Consider the following 18,504-nt stretch of genomic DNA (forward strand, 5'->3'; position numbering starts at 1 on the left):
ATTCAACATAACTCTCCATAAACAAAAGGTTCCTACCAATTGGCAGGAACCTTTTGTTATTAATGAATTATCTTACTTCCTTTTGCATTTTCTACAAACTTTTCGCTCGACTTATTAATTGGCTTTTTCAAGACCAAGGCAATAATAAGCATGACAACTACCCATATACATAATACGAGAAGGTCTTTCCATACAATACCCCAAAGCATACCGCCTACTGTCTCACGAATAATACGAATTGCATACGTGAACGGCAGGAATGGATAAAGTGCTTGGAAGAACTTCGGCGTCATTTGAATTGGGAATGTTCCCCCTGAACCAGCAACTTGTAGTACAAGTAACACGATTGCCATAGATTTACCGATGTTTCCAAATACAGAAACAAGTGAGTATACAATACAAACGAACACTCCAGCAATTAACATGCTAAATAGGACAAACCAGAATTTATCAACTACATAAGTGCCCAGTATGAACATATCTCCCATTGCTACGATAAATGCCTGAGCAAGACCGACCGTTAAGAATGTTAAGAAACGGCCGAAGTAAATTTGATAACTTTTATACTCCGCATCTTCCTCATGTACTTCTACTGTTAATAATGACACCATGAGCAATGCCCCTACCCATAACGCTAACACTGTGTAGAACGGCGACATTGCTGAACCGTAGTTTGGAATTGGATATAATTTGTTCTCTTTTAAGTTTACTGGACTTGCGAAATAATCACTTTGTTTCTCGACATCATGTTTTAATAAACGAATGATGTCTTTTAAATCTTCTTGGGATTCAAATTCGCGAATTTTATTAGCAATTTCTTTAATTTTCTTCTCAGCTTCTGGAAGCTCTGCTTTTACTTTTTCAACTTTGTCTTTGCCAAGAACTAACCCTTTTGATGCATCCTCTAATAACTTCTTCACATCAGGCAACTTTGCATTCGCTGTGTTTAAAACATCTGCTGTGTTTTTGTTTATTCTTTTCGTTTTAACAATTGCATCATTGAAACTTGGGACAATTTCAGAGTCGTAGCGTGCTAAAATATCACCTATTTCTTGAGATGCATCTTTAGCTGCTGCATTTACACCATCTATATCCTCTTTTGATGGTAGTTTCCCACTATTAATGAAATCAAGCATTTTATTTGTTGCATTAATGCCCTTTTGCATTTTTCCTTTTGCATCATTTAATTGCGCTACAGTCTCAGGAATATTTGTTGTTTTTCCTGCGTCACCAGCAAGCTTATCTGCGCTATTTAATACAGGGATAATTCCGTCAATCAGATTAATTCCCTTTTGAAGCTGTGATTGGGTATCGTATAGCCCTTGTTTCATCGCTTCTAAAGTTCCTTTATCACCTACACCGTTATCAAGGATATTCATTAATTTATTCGTAATATCAATAATACCATCTGTAAGTCCTACAATACCTTTAGCTGCACTATCGATTTGGTTTAAAGCATTTTCAATGGTCTGTTTATTCTTTTTTGGATCGTTCGCTGCTTCTACTGCCTTTTTTGCAGCTACGTTAATTTTAGCAAACTCTTCATTAAGGACATTTAAGCTACTCATAAGCTTATCTTTTTGAGGGATATCAGAATTTTGCACCATTTTCATGAGTAACTCAGTTTGTTCAATACCAAATGCAGATAATTGCTCTATTCCTTCGACCATTTCCTTGACCTTTGCCGGATCAACTTTATTTAGTTCTTCTTTTGCCTTATCTGTATAACCAGAAATCTTTTGCGAAACTTCCTTTATTGTATTTGCTGTATTTTGTACAGATTTAATTTGCTCTTTCATCGTTTCCTTATTTACATTTTTCAACGGATCTTTTAATAAATCCGTAATCTGCGCCGTACTATCAGCAGCTTTTTTCGCATACGTTAAGTCTCTCTTAATCGCCGCTGGTGCCTCATCCAGCGTTTGATCATTTGCTGCAAAGAACGAATCTACATCCTTCGTCAATTGCTGGCTATCTTGAATAATACTTTCAACCTTTGGCATCGTATCTTGTGCTGTTTTGACAAGATCCTGCGCTGTGCCAGCATCTGTTAATGCTGTATCCACCACTTTATTGATTTCTGGCATTTGCGCTTCTAATTTGAAAACGAGATCTTTTACCTTTTCGATACTTGGTAAGTTTGTTTCTAAGTCGATTCCAAGCTCATTAAAGATTTTGAAAATCTCACCATTTGCTGTTTTGACAAAATTTTTACCTATTTCTTCAACAATACCAGACGCACCTTTTGAAGTGATTTTTGGTGCAATGGCATTTACCTTTTCATTTACATAGTATTGAATCTCCGGCTTTTGCGGATTCTCATCCAATACCGTTGCAATTTTTTCTGAGAAGTCTTTTGGAATCGTAATACTTGCGTAATAATCACCATGCTTCACGCCATGTATCGCTGTCTTCTCATCAACGAATTTCCAACCGAGGTTTTTATTTTTTTTTAGGGAATCCACCACTTCTTTCCCTATATTAATGTCTTTCCCTCGTAGATTTGCACCTTTGTCTTCATTAGTTATTGCAATGGGAACATCTTTCGTATTCCCATAAGGGTCCCACGAGGCTTCAATATTAAACCACGCATAGAGCGATGGTAAAATCGTAAGCCCTATGATGATAACAATTGCAGCCCAGTGCCTTGCTACATTCCTTATGTCTGTCGTATAAATACGCCATATTTGTTTCATATTATTAATCACCTAATCATATGTTTTTTCTTTTTTCCAAGTTCATACATACATTTCGCCATTATAACATTATTTTTAGAAAACTTTAACTGAAACGATGTATATGTTAGTTCATCACCAAACGAGAGGGGGGACATATAGATGTACACTCCGCTTTCCGCAGGTGAGAGCAAACCTGCGGGGTCTCACAGGAGTCGCCACTCTCCGTTACGCGTATTAAAAATGATTCATTTTCAAAAAAACAATCCCATGTTACGGTGCTGAACCATATATGGTCCTAAAAAACTGTATACATCATTATATGATAATTCCAATGAAATATACAAACAAATTGACCGTTTTAGTTTTACGTTCAATATTGAAGATTATATATGAAATGTAATAAAAAAGGCAACCACTCCGTATTTTGTACGGTGGTTGCCTTTTCATTACATGCTAATTTGAACTTCAACACCAAAATGGTCTGATATTACTTCTCGGTTTATCCCATTAAAAATGACTTTAGAAGAAGTAACTTGTACAGCTTGATTGCTTAAAATAAGATCGATACGTAAATTCTGCTTATTCTCATCCCATCCAGCAATCTTTCCTTGCACTGTTGTTCCTTCGTCTTTTCGTTCTGCTAATTGGTATGTGTCATATAAACCTTTTTGCACCAGATAGTCATAGCCCTCATTTTGCATGCGTGCATTGTTATTGAAGTCACCCATTAAGAACGACAACTCATTATCCTCTACACGATGCAATAAACGATCTACTTGCTTCTGAAATGGTTCTTCTTCATCATTCCACCAGCCGAGATGACAAGAATAAAATGTCACCAGCTGATTGTAATAAGAAAGCGTAACGCTTACAATTTTTCGTGTTTTCCAGTACGTTGTGTCGGTACTATCTGATACGAAAAATGAATCACTCTTTTTAATAGAATGCTTTGTTAAAATGGCTAAACCTTCTTCATACACATCGTAGCCAATATGAGCAAAGTCCCATACAACGTCATATTTTGCCGCGCCAAGCTTCTCTAGCTCCGCTTGTAATAAGCGTCCAAAATTATCGTCTTTCATGTTTCCAGATACATCTCTGGCCGCAATTGACTGACTTACCTCTTGCAATGCGATAACATCATAGTCATTTTCCTGAATCGTTTTTGCTAAATAATGAATCTTTGCAATTTGCTCATCTTCTTGCCATGAATGACAGTTTAGTGTTAATAATTTCATTTCTTATATCCCTAAAATATCTTGAATATCTGATTTTAATACGTCAGCTTTTGGACCATATACAGCTTGTACACCTTTATCTTTTACAATTAATCCAAGTGCGCCGTTCTTCTTCCACTCTGCTTCTTTTGCAACAATATCTAAGTCTTTTACTGTCACACGTAAACGCGTCATACAAGCATCTACATCGGCAATGTTGTCTTTCCCACCTAACAACGCGATAACCGCTGCTGCTAATGAGCCTTCTTTTACACTTGCTGCTGCTACTTCTTCAGTACCGTCTTCATTATCAATGTAGTTACCAGCACGTCCTGGTGTTGGTAAGTTGAACTTTTTAATTAAGAAGTTGAAGATTGTAAAGTTTAATCCAAAGAAGATAGCTGATACAACAAAGAAGTTAATAAGATCTCTTGTTAATCCAGCCTTTACAATCATTGGTGTACGAGTTAATAACTCAATAAAACCAAATGCATGAACGCGTAAATTAATAATATCTGCTAATGCAAATGCTACACCAGTGATAACTGCATACACAACATATAATACTGGAGCGATAAACATAAACATAAATTCAATCGGCTCTGTAACCCCAGTTAAAAATACCGCTAATGCTGCTGAGAAGAACATTGGTTTATATTTATGACGTTTTTCTACATCTACGTTGCGGTACATCGCAAATGCGATACCAATTAATGATGCAGTTGAACCGATAACTTGTCCTACTTTGAAACGTGCAGGAACAACACTATTTAATAAGTCATGATATGCCTTCATATCACCTTTAGTAATTAAGTTATTTAAGTCTGTAATCCATGCAAGCCATAATGGATCTTGTCCCGCTACAACTTGTCCTGCCTTAGCACCTGTTAAGATTGTGTACGATCCGCCAAGCGCTGTATAGTTCATTGGAATCGTTAACATATGATGTAATCCAAATGGTAATAATAAACGTTCTAATGTTCCGTATACAAACGGCGCAACTATTGGTGCGCTATCTTTTGAAGCTGCAATCCAGCGTCCAAATTCGTTTAATCCACTTTGAATGAATGGCCATACGAATGATAAAATAATAGCAGTGATTGTAGAACCAACGATTACTACAAATGGTACGAAACGTTTTCCGTTAAAGAAAGCTAATGCTTGTGGCAATTTATTATAGTTATAATATTTATTGTATAGCGTAGCTCCTAAGAAACCTGAAATAATCCCTACGAAAACTCCCATGTTAAGTGCTGGTGCACCAAGAACAGAAGTAAAGTAATCTTTTACAAGTAAATCTCCCGCTAACAAGGAAGAGACTTTCGCTTTTTGATCCACTAACATTGCAGCGTTTACACCAAAAATCGCCCCTGTAATTCGGTTTGTTAATATAAATGCTAACAATGCTGCAAACGCACCGCCTGCACGATCCTTCGCCCAAGATCCCCCAATTGCTACAGCGAATAAAATATGTAAGTTTACAATAATCGCCCAACCGATATCTTCCATAACTCTAGCAATCGTTTGTACTGCAGTTACATCCCCAGCAGACATACCGATTAGTTTACCAATGGAAATCATTAAACCAGCAGCCGGCATAACCGCAACTACTACTAGTAAAGCTTTCCCAAACTTTTGCCAAAAATCAAAAGATGCAAGCTTCTTCATTTTTTTGTTCCTCCTTTTTCTAACTTAGTCCCTCATGTATAAGTAATAATTGCTTATCCCCTTTACGAAAACGTTTGCGTAATCGTTTTCATAAATATATTTTAATAAAAGCGTTTTCATATTGCAATAATAATTTTATAAAAAATATAAATTTTTATAAAAAAAAGATGCTATATCAGCATCTTTTTCTATTATTTAACACGATAAATCCTTGTTTCAAATGGTTGTAAAGTAATTGTTGTCACTGCTTCATGAGCTTCTACTTTATAGTTATTTAAAAGCAAACGATTGCATTCTAACTTGAATAAAGTCTCTTCATATACAGCTTCACTCTTCGATATATTGCTAATAACAACGACTTTTTCATCACCTAGCGTACGTGTATACGCATAAATTTGTGGATGATCTTCTAAAAGTAAATCGTACGTTCCATACGTAAACACTTCATGTTCTTTTTTCAGTGTAACCATCTTTTTATAGAAATTCAAAATAGAATTTTCGTTTACTTGCTGCGCTTCGACATTAATTTCTTTATAATTTGGATTCATCCCAAACCATGGCGTACCTGTTGTAAAGCCAGCATTTTCTTCGCTGTTCCACTGCATCGGCGTACGTGAGTTATCGCGGCAAGATGCCCAAATAATCTCCATAATGTCTTGATGAGGTACTCCCTCTTCAATCTTTTGACGATATAAGTTCTTAATCGCCACATCATCATAATCTTCAATACGCGGGAACTGAACATTCGTCATCCCGATTTCTTGCCCTTGATAAATGAACGGTGTGCCCTGCATAAAGAAATACATTGCCCCTAAAGCTGTTGCACTTTCGCGCCAATATTGTTTGTCATCCCCCCAAGTAGAGACAATACGAGGTTTATCATGATTCTCAATATACAGCGCATTCCATCCTTTATTCTCCAAACCTTTTTGCCACTTCGTTAACACTTTTTTAAGGCCTACAACATCAAGTTCTTTTTTCTTTTCTGCATCCCATAAGCTTAAATGCTCAAATTGGAATACCATATTGAACTTCCCTTGCTCTTCCCCAACCCAAAGCTCAGCATCTTCAATTTTCACGCCATTTGCTTCGCCAACAGTCATAATATCGTATTTAGCAAACGTGTTTGCTTTTAACTCTTCTAAAAGCGGCTGAATACCTTTAACATTCATATGTTTATCGAAAGAAGGCACATACTTTAACCCTTTCGGATTCGGCATATCCTTGAATCCATCTTCCTTCTTAATGTGACTAATCGCATCAACACGGAAGCCGTCAATTCCTTTATCAAGCCACCAGTTCACTGTGTCATATAAAACTTGGCGCACTTCTTCGTTTTCCCAATTTAAATCTGGTTGCTTACGTGAGAACAGATGTAAGTAATATTGGCCTGTTGCCTCATCATACTCCCAAGCAGATCCGTTAAAAATACTTTCCCAGTTATTCGGTTCTTTTCCATTTTTCCCATCGCGCCATATATACCAATCGCGCTTTGGATTATCCTTAGAAGAACGCGATTCAATAAACCAAGGATGCTCATCACTTGAATGATTAATAACTAAATCAATAATCAGCTTCATATCACGCTTATGCACTTCTGCTAATAATTCATCAAAATCTGCCATCGTACCAAATTCGTCCATAATATCTTGATAATCACTAATATCATAGCCGTTATCATCGTTTGGCGATTTATACATTGGACAAATCCAAATTACATCAATGCCCAGATCTTTTAAATAGTCTAACTTTGAGATCATTCCTTGCAAATCTCCGATACCATCACCATTTGAATCCATAAAACTGCGCGGATAAATTTGATAAGCTACAGCTTCTTTCCACCACGTTTTGTTCATAGCTCCTTCTCTCCTTTTTGCACAAGGTTATGCAAACGTTTTCGTAACACTATCATAACAAAATATAAAGAGTTTGCAACGATAAATTTTATATTATTACTAAATATATATGTGTATGATTAGTCTGAAACAAAGTGAAACTTTTATCCCACTATTTGATAACGCCAAAAAAGTCCTTTATAACATATAAAGAACTTTCATTATAGAAAATAGGAAAAGAAAGATGAACAATCAGTTTTGTTATTGCTACCTTCTTTTTACTTTCCTTACTATTTATTATTTTCACATCGAACTTTCTTCAAAATAAGTCGGATCATGTATGGTAATTTTTTTATCCAGAATTGTGACGATACAATCATTTTTTAGTTGCTTTAATACCCCACTAACCGTCTCCCGAGATGTCCCGGATATTTTAGAAATTTCAATTGTTGTGAGAGGACATGAAATTAAAATTTCTTCTCCCGCTGCCTCTCCTAAATCGTTCATCAAGTAACCTAATGTTTGTATGACGCGATCTTGGGCATTTGGAATTGTAATATTCTGGACTCGTTTTTCATTTATTTTCAATATAGAAGATAGCTCCTGAACCATATACATAAGCTGCTTTTGATTTGATTTCACCATATCCTCAAAGATAGAAGTGGGAATATAGTACACATCGACGTCTGTCATTGCTATAGCAGTATAATTATATGACGCATCTGTAAACATACCGCAATAAGGAAAAATAGAAAAACGCTTTATGTAATCTTCATATAACAAATTACCGCTTTGATTCGCTCGTTCTAATTTAACAAATCCATCTAACATCAGGTAAATTCTTTCTCTTGAATCACCTTCTAAAAATAAAAATTGGCCCTTTTTATAGGTTCGCCAATAAACAAGCTCTGCTAAACTTTTTAATTTCTTATCTGATAGATCAGCAAATAATTCAAATTGCTTTAAGTCTTCAACTATATTTCGTCTTTGCATGAAACGTCCTCTCTCTTTCTATAAAGTGAAACTTCCATCAGTTGAGGATGTCCTCGCCCTATTTTATTCGCTTCTCTTTGAATCTTGAGGTGAGAGTTCCCACGAATAGTAGGATAAGTTATAATGCAGCATAAAGAAAGCGCCTTCAAAAATTATTTTATCATAATAAAACGCTGTATTTTCCCTTTATGAATGAATACTTTATGAACTTCTTATATATTTACATATAAAAAGAATGAAGCATGTCACTTCATTCTTTTTATGTACAAATATATAGATTTTACTTGGAAATGATGGTACCCGCAGTCTCTTCTAACGCTTCATATACCTTTTCCAATGAAGTAATAATTGTTTTTCGTTTTGGATCTGTATTCGCAAAGTTAATAGCTGCTTGAATTTTCGGAAGCATACTTCCAGGTGCAAATTGATTTTCTTCTATATACTGCGCTAGCTCATCCGCTTTAACATGCTCTAGCTTCTTCTGATCTGGTGTATTGAAGTTTACATACACATAATCAACTGCAGTTAAAATAACGAGAATATCAGCATCTACTAATTCAGCTAATTTTTGAGCAGCAAAATCTTTATCTATAACAGCCTCCGTTCCTATTAATCCATCTTTTGAATCAATAACTGGAATGCCTCCGCCTCCAACAGCGATGACAATATCACCGTCCTCTACCAATGCATTAATCACTTTATGTTCGTGAATGCTTACCGGTTTTGGCGATGGAACAACACGTCGCCAGCCACGTCCTGCATCTTCTTTAAATGTCGCTTTTGTTGTCTCCATTAACTTCCGTGCTTCTTCTTCTGTATAAAAGGGACCAATTGGTTTTGTTGGATTTTCGAACGCCTCATCCTTTTCGTCCACCTCAACCCGAGTGATTACCGTTACTACATCTTTTTCGATACCCCGCTTTTTCAATGCCTTTTCAATTGCATTCTCCATCCAATACCCGATCATCCCTTGACTCATTGCACCGCAAGTATCTAATGGCATGGCAGGTGTTTTGTCCGTTTCTGCTGCTTTTTGCTGCAATAAGATGTTACCTACCTGCGGACCATTCCCATGTGCAATGACAACGTCTACATTATTTTCCATGATTTTAACCAATTGTTCTGCCGTTCTTTCTAATGCTTCTTGTTGTGCCTGTGCAGAAGCATCTCCAGATTGGATTGCATTTCCTCCTAGTGCAACGACGATTTTTTTTCTTGTCATTTTGTAACCCTCCATTTCTTTTCAAAAGAGTTTTTTAAAGAGTAATACCGCCTGTAGCCAATTGATAAATTGCAAACAGTGCTAAAATTCCAATAACTATCGAGGAAATAAGCTCGACACGAGTAAAGATTTGTTTTGAATTTGTTTGCTTTTGAACTTTGTAAAAGATATAAATTCCTGGTGCATATAATGTCATAGTCAGCAATAAATAATTTAAACCTGCTGCATAAATTAACCAAATCCCATACATACTCGCAACTAAACCAATGACAATATTTCTTGTACGATCTTTCTCTTGAGACTGCAAACTATACTTAAATTGATAGAATGCTGAAAAAGCATACGGAATTAAAATTGCCGAAGAAGCGAGCGAAAATGCAAAGTGATAAGCTTGATCTGAAACAACAAATGTCAACAAGAACACTTGAATCAGACCATTTGTTAACCATAATGCATTGGCAGGAGCCTTATTTTCATTTTCCTTCGCAAACCATTTTGGAAATACGCCGTCTTTAGCAGCCAAGTAAGGAATTTCAGATGCTAATAACGTCCAGCCTAACCAAGCACCTAATACAGAAATAATTAAACCTAAATTAATAAAGATAGCTCCCCATTTTCCGACAACGCTTTCAAATAAATAGGCCATTGCAGGACTTTTTAAATTCGCAACATCAGCCTGCTTCATAATCCCTAATGATAATAGTGTCAGAAGAATGTATATAATAAGAGTTCCTATTAATCCAATAACCGTTGCTTTCCCAACATCACTTCGACTTTTTGCACGACTTGATAAGACGACAGCTCCTTCTACCCCAATAAACACCCAAAGTGTGACAAGCATTGTACTTTTAACTTGGCTTCCTACATCCGCCCATGAAAAAGCAGCACCTTGCCCCCAAAATCCATCTACGAAAATATCAATATGGAAAGCAAATATCCCTACAACAATAAATACAAAGACTGGTACTAACTTTGCAATTGTTGTTACTAAATTCACAAGTGCCGCTGAGTGTACACCGCGTAAAATCATCATATGAACACACCATAGTAATATACTTGCTCCAATAATCGATGCTACATTTTGCCCACCTTCAAAAATCGGAAAAAAATAACCTAGTGAAGCAAATAATAACGTACCGTAAGCTACATTTCCGAGCCAAGCGGATAGCCAGTATCCCCAGGCACTATTAAACCCCATGAAATTACCAAATCCAGCTTTTGCATAACTAAAAATCCCACCATCTAAATCCGGTCTTTTCACTGTTAAATTTTGAAACGCCAATCCAAGAGAAACCATTCCGATACCTGTTATAACCCAACCAATAATAATTGCCCCTGCACCTGCACCCTTTGCCATATCACTTGCTAAGTTAAATGCTCCGCCTCCGATCATGGAGCCTACAACAAGCGCGGTCAAAGTAAACAGTCCTAATTTTTTTTCTTCCCCCATTACACTCACCTCTCTTTTATCAGATAGGACTAAAGTGAAACTTTAATCAGCGGGGGGTTCTTCATCCCCACTGATTATCAGTTGAACCAATCGGGCTTTTACAGGCAGTTTATCTCCCACCTTAACTTCTTAAGAAAAGCGGAGGCGGCTCGCTCAGAATCGCAGGACGCCCACGCCCAGGGCAGAGAGGCACTTTTTGCCTCGTCCGAGAGGGCGAAACGACCGGAGATTCTAGCCGCTAGAGCTAGACAATGCTTTCACCGAGTTTTGAGGTGGGAGTATTATTGCCCGTTAACGCGGGATAAAGTGAAACTTCTATTAATAGAGGGATAAAGAAGGAGGAATCTCCTCCTTCTTTATTCCATATTTCCTAAAGTAGCTGCCATAACCGCTTTAATTGTATGCATTCTATTTTCCGCTTGATCAAAGACTTTTGAATGCTTACTGCGGAATACTTCATCACTTACCTCCATTTCTTTTATGCCATATTTTTCATATATTTCCTCTCCATACAATGTTTCTACATCATGAAATGCAGGTAAACAATGTAAGAAAATCATATTTTCATTTCCAGTCTTTTTAACCATTTCCATGTTCACTTGATATGGAGTAAGAAGTTCAATACGTTCAGCAAACTTATCTTCTTCCCCCATAGATACCCATACATCTGTATAAATAACATCGGCACCTGCAACAGCTTCTTCCACATTGCTCGTTACCATAATCCGGTCACTATACTTTTTAGCTGTATCAATAATTTCCTGTGCTGGGAATAGTGACTCTGGAGTACAAATGCGTACTTCCATTCCTACCATCGAACCGCCGACTAATAAGCTATTCGCCACATTGTTACGTCCATCTCCAACATAGACGAGCTTAATATCCTTTAATTTTCCGAGGTGCTCTTTTATTGTTAACAAATCTGCAAGTGTTTGTGTCGGATGCCACATGTCTGTTAAGCCATTCCATACTGGCACACCTGAATTATTTGCTAGAGATTGTACTGTTTCATGGGAAAATCCACGGAATTCAATACCGTCAAACATACGTCCTAACACTTTTGCTGTATCTTCAACCGATTCTTTCTTTCCTAGCTGAATATCATTTTTACCTAGGTATTCAGGACTTGCCCCTAAATCTGTACACGCTACCGTAAATGCACAACGGGTACGAGTTGAAGTTTTTTCAAATAAAAGAGCCACATTTTTGCCTTCTAAATAATGATGCTGGATACCGTTTTTCTTTTTCTCTTTTAATTCTGCCGCTAAATCAATAAGATATAATAATTCTTCCTCTGTAAAATCTTTTTCTGCAAGAAAACTTCTTCCTTTTAAGTTTGGTTTTGTCATCATCATCACTCATCCCTACTTTCTCCTGAATTTATCCTAGATATCTTTTCGAACAATCGGCATACTCATGCAACGTGGACCCCCACGGCCGCGAGATAATTCCGAACTTAATACTTCCACAACCTCTATACCATGCTCTCGTAATAAAGCATTGGATACATAGTTGCGATCATATGTAACAACTACACCCGGTGCAATTGCTAATGTATTGGATCCATCGTTCCATTGTTCACGGGCAGAAGCAATCGCATCTCCTCCTCCGCAAGGAATAAGAACTAATTCACTCAAACCTAACACTTCTTTTAAAGCCTCAGTTAAAGATGTACGGTGAGTAATATTGAGAACTTCTTCACTCTCTCCTTTTTCTAAAATGTAAATATTCATATTACCTTTTGAATCTTGAATAGCTGGATGAATTGTAAATTTATCGTAATCAACCATTGTAAATACTGTATCTAAATGCATAAACGCACGGCATTTTGGAATCTCTATTGCTAGTACTTTCTTAATTTTATTTTGTCGACTAAATAGATTTTTTGCTAAGCGCTCAATCGCTTTAGCTGATGATCTAGCTGATACGCCAATCGCAATTGTTTCCTCATTTAAAATCAGCTCATCGCCACCTTCAATTGGAAACTCATAATTACGATCTAACCAAACTGGTACATTGTGACTCGCAAAGCGTGGATGATGTTTAATGATATATTCCATAAACAACGATTCACGTCTCCGTGCTGGTTCTCTCATTTTGTTAATTGTTAAACCGCTACCTATACTAGCTGCTGGGTCACGAGTAAAATATAGATTTGGCATTGGATCTAAATAAAATGGATAATGATCTTCCATTAATTCATACAGGTGGGTCTTTTTACTAGTTTCAATTTCGTTTTTACGTACGCCCCCCATAATTTTTTGAATCATTTCTTCATTTGAAAAGGAAAGTAAATATTCTTTTAAATTCTGGTATGCACCATTTACGTCAGCCTGTCCTTCTTTTAAAATACGATCAACAAATTCTTCACGAAGTTTTTTACCAACTAACGCCTCAGCTGCTAGTGTTTCTAAATAAAGAACTTCGACACCCCGATTGCGTAATGTTTGCGCAAAATAATCATGTTCTTTTTGAATAATTGGTAAATATGGAATATCGTCAAATAATAATTGTTGCAAATAATCTGGCGTTAAGTTTTCCACTTCTTTACCAGGACGTTTTAGTAAAACTGTTTCTAATTCTCCAATTTCTGAAGTAACATGTATCGGATGTTTCATTTGTTGTACCTCCTTTTAAATTTGTTTGATGTCTACAAATACATAATAAACAGAATGCACATATCGCCTTGTGAAAACGCTAACAATATTAAGTGGAATATTTCACAAATTATTTTTTAAAACATATATGTAATTGTATTTTTATAAGGTATTTCATTTCATAATTAAATAATGGGGTAAAACATTACGTATATTAGCTGTATAATTGCCTCTATTTTTAATTAAAAATTTTTATCTCGTATTCTCATACAGTGAAACTTTCTCTTGTTAGACGCTTTCCCTCACAAGAAGTTAGCTCTCCCAATCGGGTGCATGCCAGCAGTTTATCTCCCACCGAACATTCTAGTCACCGAAACTGGACAACGCTTCTCTCCAAATCTTGAGGTGGGAGTATTACTGCCCACAAATAGCGGGATACAGTTCAGTAAAAGCAAAAAAGCTGTTCTAATTTCCATTAGAAACAGCCTTCTCATTTGTATGTATAAATATGTTTTGGAGCCTGCTACTTTCTCCCCTTATTTTTACTTCGCATGTAACACATTCTATGCATAGCTAGGTACTCTAGCCCACCTAAAAAGAATGCTTTTATGTCGTTTTTTTAACTTGTATCTACATAATCAAACCCAATCTATCTTTTATAATCTCCCTATCTACTTTTGATCGAGAAATTACAAGACATGTATCATTCCCACATATACATCCTACTTTTTCTTTCCAGTCTAAAGAATCTAGTAAAGCACCGATAACATGGGCATTCCCAGGCAAAGTTTTAATAACAATCAGTTGTTCTACATAATCGATTTTTTCAACCACTTCTCTTATTTTTTTCTTTAGCTGTATATCTGTTCGCTGGTTCTCTTCTATAAAAACCTTATATATCGCTACTCCTTTTGAAGAAGCTCCCTTTACTAAATTTAATTCATGAATATCTCGAGAAACCGTTGCTTGTGTAACCAATACATCACGTTCCTGTAACAACTCTACCAATTTTTCTTGTGTATCTATTTCATTCTCTCTCACCAATTGTTTAATTAGTTGTTGTCTTTTCTCTTTTTTCATGAAAGGCACCCCCTCTAACATTATATCTTGCTATAATTTTCATCTGAAAGAGATAAAGATAAATGTTGCGGAAACGTTCATATTTTTATTTTTATAACAAGTTTTTCGTTTACATCCTCTGCATCATCTATAGCAAAATAAAAAGGAAGAACAATCATCGTTCTTTCCTATATCATAAACTGTGCAATTGTCTTTTTTAACTCTCCTGCGCGCTTCTCTAAATCTTTTGATAGTTGATCAATGGATATCATATTTTCAGATTGCTTCATCGTTAAACGGACAACTTCTTGTGCTCCTGCCGAGGTTTCTTCAACAATCGCTGCTACTTCCTTCGTTTGTACACCAGTTTCATGAATATAATTCATCTGTTCTTTCATATAACCGCCGATTTTTTGAATTGCATCCGCTACTTCCATAATACTCTCTGTCATGTCTTTCAAAATGAGTTCCGTTGTTTCTCCTCGTTTCGCTTCTTCCCTTGCTGTTTTCACCTGATCTGTCATTTGCATAGAAACACGGTTCACTTCGTTTTGCATATCATGCAACAATTTTGAAATATTTTGTGCTGAACTTGCGCTTTCGTCTGCCAATTTTCGTACCTCTTCAGCAACAACTGCAAATCCTCTCCCATGCTCCCCAGCACGAGCTGCCTCAATTGATGCATTTAATGCTAACAAATTTGTCTGACTAGCAATCTCACTCACTAACGAAACGATATGCCCTACTTGTTTTGTATGTTCTTCTAACTTTTGTACACTTTTCATCGATTGCTCGTTTTCTTTCGCTAACATTTGAATTCCTTCAATAAGCGATACAAAGACACGTGTACTTTGCCCGAGCGCCTGCACCATTTGCGAAGATAATTCATCAGACTGCTTTGCTTTTTCTTCTACTTCACTTGCAATCGAAATTGTCGCATCGACTGTAGAAACAATTGTTTGAATAGAAGCAGCTGATTGCTCTGCTCCTACAGAAATTTCAGTAAGCGTTTCCGATACACCTTGTGCTTGTTTCGTTGCCTCTCCCGTTTGCTCACGAATTTGCTGCACTTGATGGTTTGTATATGTAAATGTCGTATCAATATTCTCCACCATTTTCCGCAAATTTCCAAGCGTCGCATTAAAAGCGACACTTAAAGAACGGATCTCATCATCTGCTTTTGGAAGCGAAACATCTTCACGAATATCACCATTCGCCGCTTTATGAGCAGCCTCCTCAAGCTTTCGAAGCGGTTTAATAAGAAAATCTGCTGCAAAATATGCCAAAATCCCTGACCAAATAACCCCTAATATCATTACAACAATATTGTATATAGTTTGATTTACATATTCATGAACATAATCATATACAACATAAATGAAAATTAAACTTGTTGAATACGTAATAAGCGCTAATACCGTTATAAAAAACATTAACTGTAAATGCAGCCCAAAAGAAAAAGGCTTTTTTTCTTTTTCCACTCCAAGCTCCCCCATCCAAATAATATAAACACACTCTATATATTATTATTTACTTTTTCATTATAAATAGATATAACAATTTTTAAAATAAATATTTCTAATCCTATTCCTTTCCTTACATGACAATATGTAGGAAGGATACAAAAAAGCGAAGAATGTTTATCGTTCTTCGCTTTCCATAATGAAACCTTAGGGTATTTTGCTATATATGAGATCCAGGATACGGGATCATTCTGCCCTTATATTATAACAATATAAACTATTTATATTTACACTTCTTATTATCACAATCAAAAACCATATTTATTAAAATTTTATATAACTATATTGCGAGGGAAAATAATTATGCTTACAAAACTTTCAACTCCTGTATTAGACTTAGTAACAAGCTTATTAGGGGGCCTTTTAGGTACTCTTATCTAAGTAATACTAGTACTATTACCCAACTAATTTTTATATACACCTCAACCTGTAACAGCAAATGATTTGTGTATACTATTCCCCCATTTTCCTTGAACAAGATGCCAACGTATTCCCACCGCTATCTACCATCGTTACATCCGAACCTTCTACATGGATACTATGAATCGAGTTATTTTTTACTTCTACTTTCTAAAATAACAATTTTTCCTGTTTTCTATTAATATACGACCGATAATCCCTTTGAATTTTTAACGAAAATAAAGGAATTTTACAATTAATGACTAATTAACAAAAATAAGTTATTTTTATACATCTACATTTCTTTGGAGGGGGATGCATGATACAAGTCCAAAATCTTACAAAATCATTTGGCTCTTTAAACGTGTTAAAACATGTCAATTTACACGTAAAAGAAAAAGAAGTTGTTGTCCTAATCGGTGCAAGCGGTTCAGGAAAAAGCACATTACTTCGTTGCTTAAACTTCCTGGAAGTGTATAATAATGGAGAAATTTCGATACAGGGAGAACAAATTCATTCGAAACATACAAATTTAAACAAAGTCCGCGAAAATGTCGGTATGGTTTTTCAACATTTCAATTTATTTCCTCATATGACCTCACTAGAAAACATCATAGAAGCTCCTATTCACGTCAAAAAACTAGATAAAACAAAAGCAACAAACATTGCCTACGAATTATTAGAAAAGGTCGGATTGCAAGATAAAGCGAATGTAACACCCGATCTTTTATCCGGTGGTCAAAAACAGCGAATTGCTATTGCAAGAGCACTCGCAATGAATCCAAAAATTATGTTATTTGACGAACCTACCTCAGCCCTCGATCCTGAACTCGTCGGAGAAGTACTACAAGTTATGAAAGATCTCGCAAAAGAAGGGATGACGATGATTATCGTCACACATGAAATGGGATTTGCTCGCGATGTAGCTGACCGCATTATTTTTATGGATGACGGACAAATCGTCGAGGATGCACCCCCAGAACAATTTTTCACTGCTCCCTCAAACCCGCGCGCGAAGCAATTTTTACGAAATATTTTATAAAAATTGGAGGTACTTGTATGAAACGAAATATGTTTAGAGCGATAGTAGCAATCACTTTATGTGCTTCTTTATTATTAGGTGCCTGTAGCAAAGAAAGCAGTACTTCATCGACTGATGGAAAGAAAGAATTTCGCTACGCGATGAGCGGTGTGTATAAACCGTTCAGCTATAAAGAAAATAGTAAGCTTGCCGGTTTTGACGTTGAAATTGGTGAAGCTCTTGCTAAGAAAATGAACATGAAGGCTGTTCCTGTTACAAATCCTTGGGAAACATTAATCCAAGGCCTGCAAGCGAAAAAATATGATGTGATTTTAGGAAGTATGGCCATCACAGAAGATCGTCTAAAAGCAGTTAACTTTACAAATCCATATTATCGTTCTGGCGCCCAAATTTTCGTTACAAAAACGAACAAATCCATCTCCTCCGCTGAAGATTTAAAAGGAAAAAAAGTAGGTGTTGTAAAAGCAAGTACATTCAAAACACTTATTGCCAAACAAACAGACCAAATTACCGAATACGATAGTGATATTACCGCCCTTATGGACTTAGAACCAGGACGAATTGATGCTGTTGTGACAGATCAAATGGTAGGTCTTCGCATGATGAAAGAAGGAAAAGCAAATATAAAAGACGCTGGAAAACCACTATCCCTTGATGAAATGGCCATTGCTGTTCGGAAAGACGACAAAGAATTACTACAGAAATTAAATAAAGCATTAGATGAAATCATTCAAGACGGCACTTATGAAAAAATCAGTAAAAAGTGGTTCGGCCGTAACATTCTAGGTGAAAAAGCAAAATAGATTTTTTTAAAAATAGTG

13 protein-coding genes and 1 pseudogene are annotated in these 18,504 nt (G+C 36.2%); 2 read left to right on the forward strand and 12 right to left on the reverse strand.

Translation table 11 applies throughout. The features are described from left to right. Nucleotides 1-59: 59 nt before the first annotated feature. From AB1280_RS16015 to AB1280_RS16070, 12 genes and pseudogenes are all read right to left on the reverse strand, one after another. Nucleotides 60-2,696 carry a YhgE/Pip family protein gene (locus AB1280_RS16015; protein WP_429756435.1) on the reverse strand — a complete coding sequence of 879 codons (2,637 nt, stop codon included), beginning with the start codon at nt 2,694-2,696 and terminating at the stop codon, nt 60-62. 428 nt (nt 2,697-3,124) lie between these two features. Then, nucleotides 3,125-3,916 carry an endonuclease/exonuclease/phosphatase family protein gene (locus AB1280_RS16020; protein WP_429756436.1) on the reverse strand — a complete coding sequence of 264 codons (792 nt, stop codon included), beginning with the start codon at nt 3,914-3,916 and terminating at the stop codon, nt 3,125-3,127. 3 nt (nt 3,917-3,919) lie between these two features. Continuing rightward, nucleotides 3,920-5,563 carry a PTS transporter subunit IIBC gene (locus tag AB1280_RS16025; RefSeq protein WP_272188823.1) on the reverse strand — a complete coding sequence of 548 codons (1,644 nt, stop codon included), beginning with the start codon at nt 5,561-5,563 and terminating at the stop codon, nt 3,920-3,922. 191 nt (nt 5,564-5,754) lie between these two features. After that, entirely contained in the window at nt 5,755-7,419 is a 1,665-nt protein-coding gene (locus AB1280_RS16030) for a glycoside hydrolase family 13 protein (RefSeq protein ID WP_272188822.1), read from the reverse strand. 282 nt (nt 7,420-7,701) lie between these two features. Beyond that, complete coding sequence (locus tag AB1280_RS16035; RefSeq protein WP_272188821.1) at nt 7,702-8,391, reverse strand: Crp/Fnr family transcriptional regulator; 690 nt, start codon at nt 8,389-8,391, stop codon at nt 7,702-7,704. 280 nt (nt 8,392-8,671) lie between these two features. Next, on the reverse strand, nt 8,672-9,613 hold the full coding sequence (gene arcC / locus AB1280_RS16040) for a carbamate kinase (protein WP_429756437.1): 942 nt from the start codon (nt 9,611-9,613) through the stop codon (nt 8,672-8,674). Nucleotides 9,614-9,647: 34 nt separating this feature from the next. After that, complete coding sequence (gene arcD / locus AB1280_RS16045) at nt 9,648-11,063, reverse strand: arginine-ornithine antiporter (RefSeq protein WP_272188818.1); 1,416 nt, start codon at nt 11,061-11,063, stop codon at nt 9,648-9,650. A 356-nt stretch (nt 11,064-11,419) separates the two neighbouring features. After that, nucleotides 11,420-12,418, reverse strand: coding sequence for an ornithine carbamoyltransferase (gene argF / locus AB1280_RS16050; protein ID WP_429756438.1), 999 nt, complete (start codon nt 12,416-12,418; stop codon nt 11,420-11,422). Nucleotides 12,419-12,448: 30 nt separating this feature from the next. Beyond that, nucleotides 12,449-13,681: an arginine deiminase gene (arcA, locus tag AB1280_RS16055; protein ID WP_272188816.1), complete on the reverse strand. Its 1,233-nt coding sequence runs from the start codon at nt 13,679-13,681 to the stop codon at nt 12,449-12,451. A 609-nt stretch (nt 13,682-14,290) separates the two neighbouring features. Next, complete coding sequence (argR, locus tag AB1280_RS16060; RefSeq protein ID WP_272188815.1) at nt 14,291-14,740, reverse strand: arginine repressor; 450 nt, start codon at nt 14,738-14,740, stop codon at nt 14,291-14,293. A 167-nt stretch (nt 14,741-14,907) separates the two neighbouring features. Beyond that, nucleotides 14,908-15,834 (reverse strand): methyl-accepting chemotaxis protein, encoded by a 927-nt coding sequence (locus tag AB1280_RS16065; RefSeq protein WP_429757354.1) that lies wholly within the window; start codon nt 15,832-15,834, stop codon nt 14,908-14,910. Between the two features lie 15 nt (nt 15,835-15,849). Next, a pseudogene (locus AB1280_RS16070) lies at nt 15,850-16,215 on the reverse strand (HAMP domain-containing protein); the annotation flags it as partial. A gap of 745 nt (nt 16,216-16,960) precedes the next feature. Here AB1280_RS16070 and AB1280_RS16075 point away from each other — a divergent pair. Together AB1280_RS16075 and AB1280_RS16080 are read left to right on the forward strand one after the other, a co-directional pair. After that, the gene (locus tag AB1280_RS16075) at nt 16,961-17,683 is read left to right on the forward strand and encodes an amino acid ABC transporter ATP-binding protein (RefSeq protein ID WP_429756439.1); all 723 of its coding nucleotides are present in this window, start codon (nt 16,961-16,963) and stop codon (nt 17,681-17,683) included. 17 nt (nt 17,684-17,700) lie between these two features. Next, a complete protein-coding gene (locus AB1280_RS16080) occupies nt 17,701-18,486 on the forward strand; it encodes an ABC transporter substrate-binding protein (RefSeq protein ID WP_272188812.1) in 786 nt (261 codons plus the stop codon). Nucleotides 18,487-18,504: the final 18 nt, after the last annotated feature.

The organism is Bacillus sp. S10(2024) (genome assembly GCF_050473865.1).
In the GTDB taxonomy this organism is placed as follows: Bacteria; Bacillota; Bacilli; order Bacillales; family Bacillaceae_G; genus Bacillus_A.

Coding starts and splice junctions, on each gene's coding strand:
- argF (WP_429756438.1), bottom strand. CDS start 12,418: ATGATGATGACAAAACCAAACTTAAAAGGAAGAAGTTTTCTTGCAGAA.
- argR (WP_272188815.1), bottom strand. CDS start 14,740: ATGAAAAAAGAGAAAAGACAACAACTAATTAAACAATTGGTGAGAGAG.
- arcA (WP_272188816.1), bottom strand. CDS start 13,681: ATGAAACATCCGATACATGTTACTTCAGAAATTGGAGAATTAGAAACA.
- AB1280_RS16020 (WP_429756436.1), bottom strand. CDS start 3,916: ATGAAATTATTAACACTAAACTGTCATTCATGGCAAGAAGATGAGCAA.
- AB1280_RS16075 (WP_429756439.1), top strand. CDS start 16,961: ATGATACAAGTCCAAAATCTTACAAAATCATTTGGCTCTTTAAACGTG.
- AB1280_RS16065 (WP_429757354.1), bottom strand. CDS start 15,834: ATGGTGGAGAATATTGATACGACATTTACATATACAAACCATCAAGTG.
- arcD (WP_272188818.1), bottom strand. CDS start 11,063: ATGGGGGAAGAAAAAAAATTAGGACTGTTTACTTTGACCGCGCTTGTT.
- AB1280_RS16015 (WP_429756435.1), bottom strand. CDS start 2,696: ATGAAACAAATATGGCGTATTTATACGACAGACATAAGGAATGTAGCA.
- AB1280_RS16030 (WP_272188822.1), bottom strand. CDS start 7,419: ATGAACAAAACGTGGTGGAAAGAAGCTGTAGCTTATCAAATTTATCCG.
- arcC (WP_429756437.1), bottom strand. CDS start 9,613: ATGACAAGAAAAAAAATCGTCGTTGCACTAGGAGGAAATGCAATCCAA.
- AB1280_RS16025 (WP_272188823.1), bottom strand. CDS start 5,563: ATGAAGAAGCTTGCATCTTTTGATTTTTGGCAAAAGTTTGGGAAAGCT.
- AB1280_RS16080 (WP_272188812.1), top strand. CDS start 17,701: ATGAAACGAAATATGTTTAGAGCGATAGTAGCAATCACTTTATGTGCT.
- AB1280_RS16035 (WP_272188821.1), bottom strand. CDS start 8,391: ATGCAAAGACGAAATATAGTTGAAGACTTAAAGCAATTTGAATTATTT.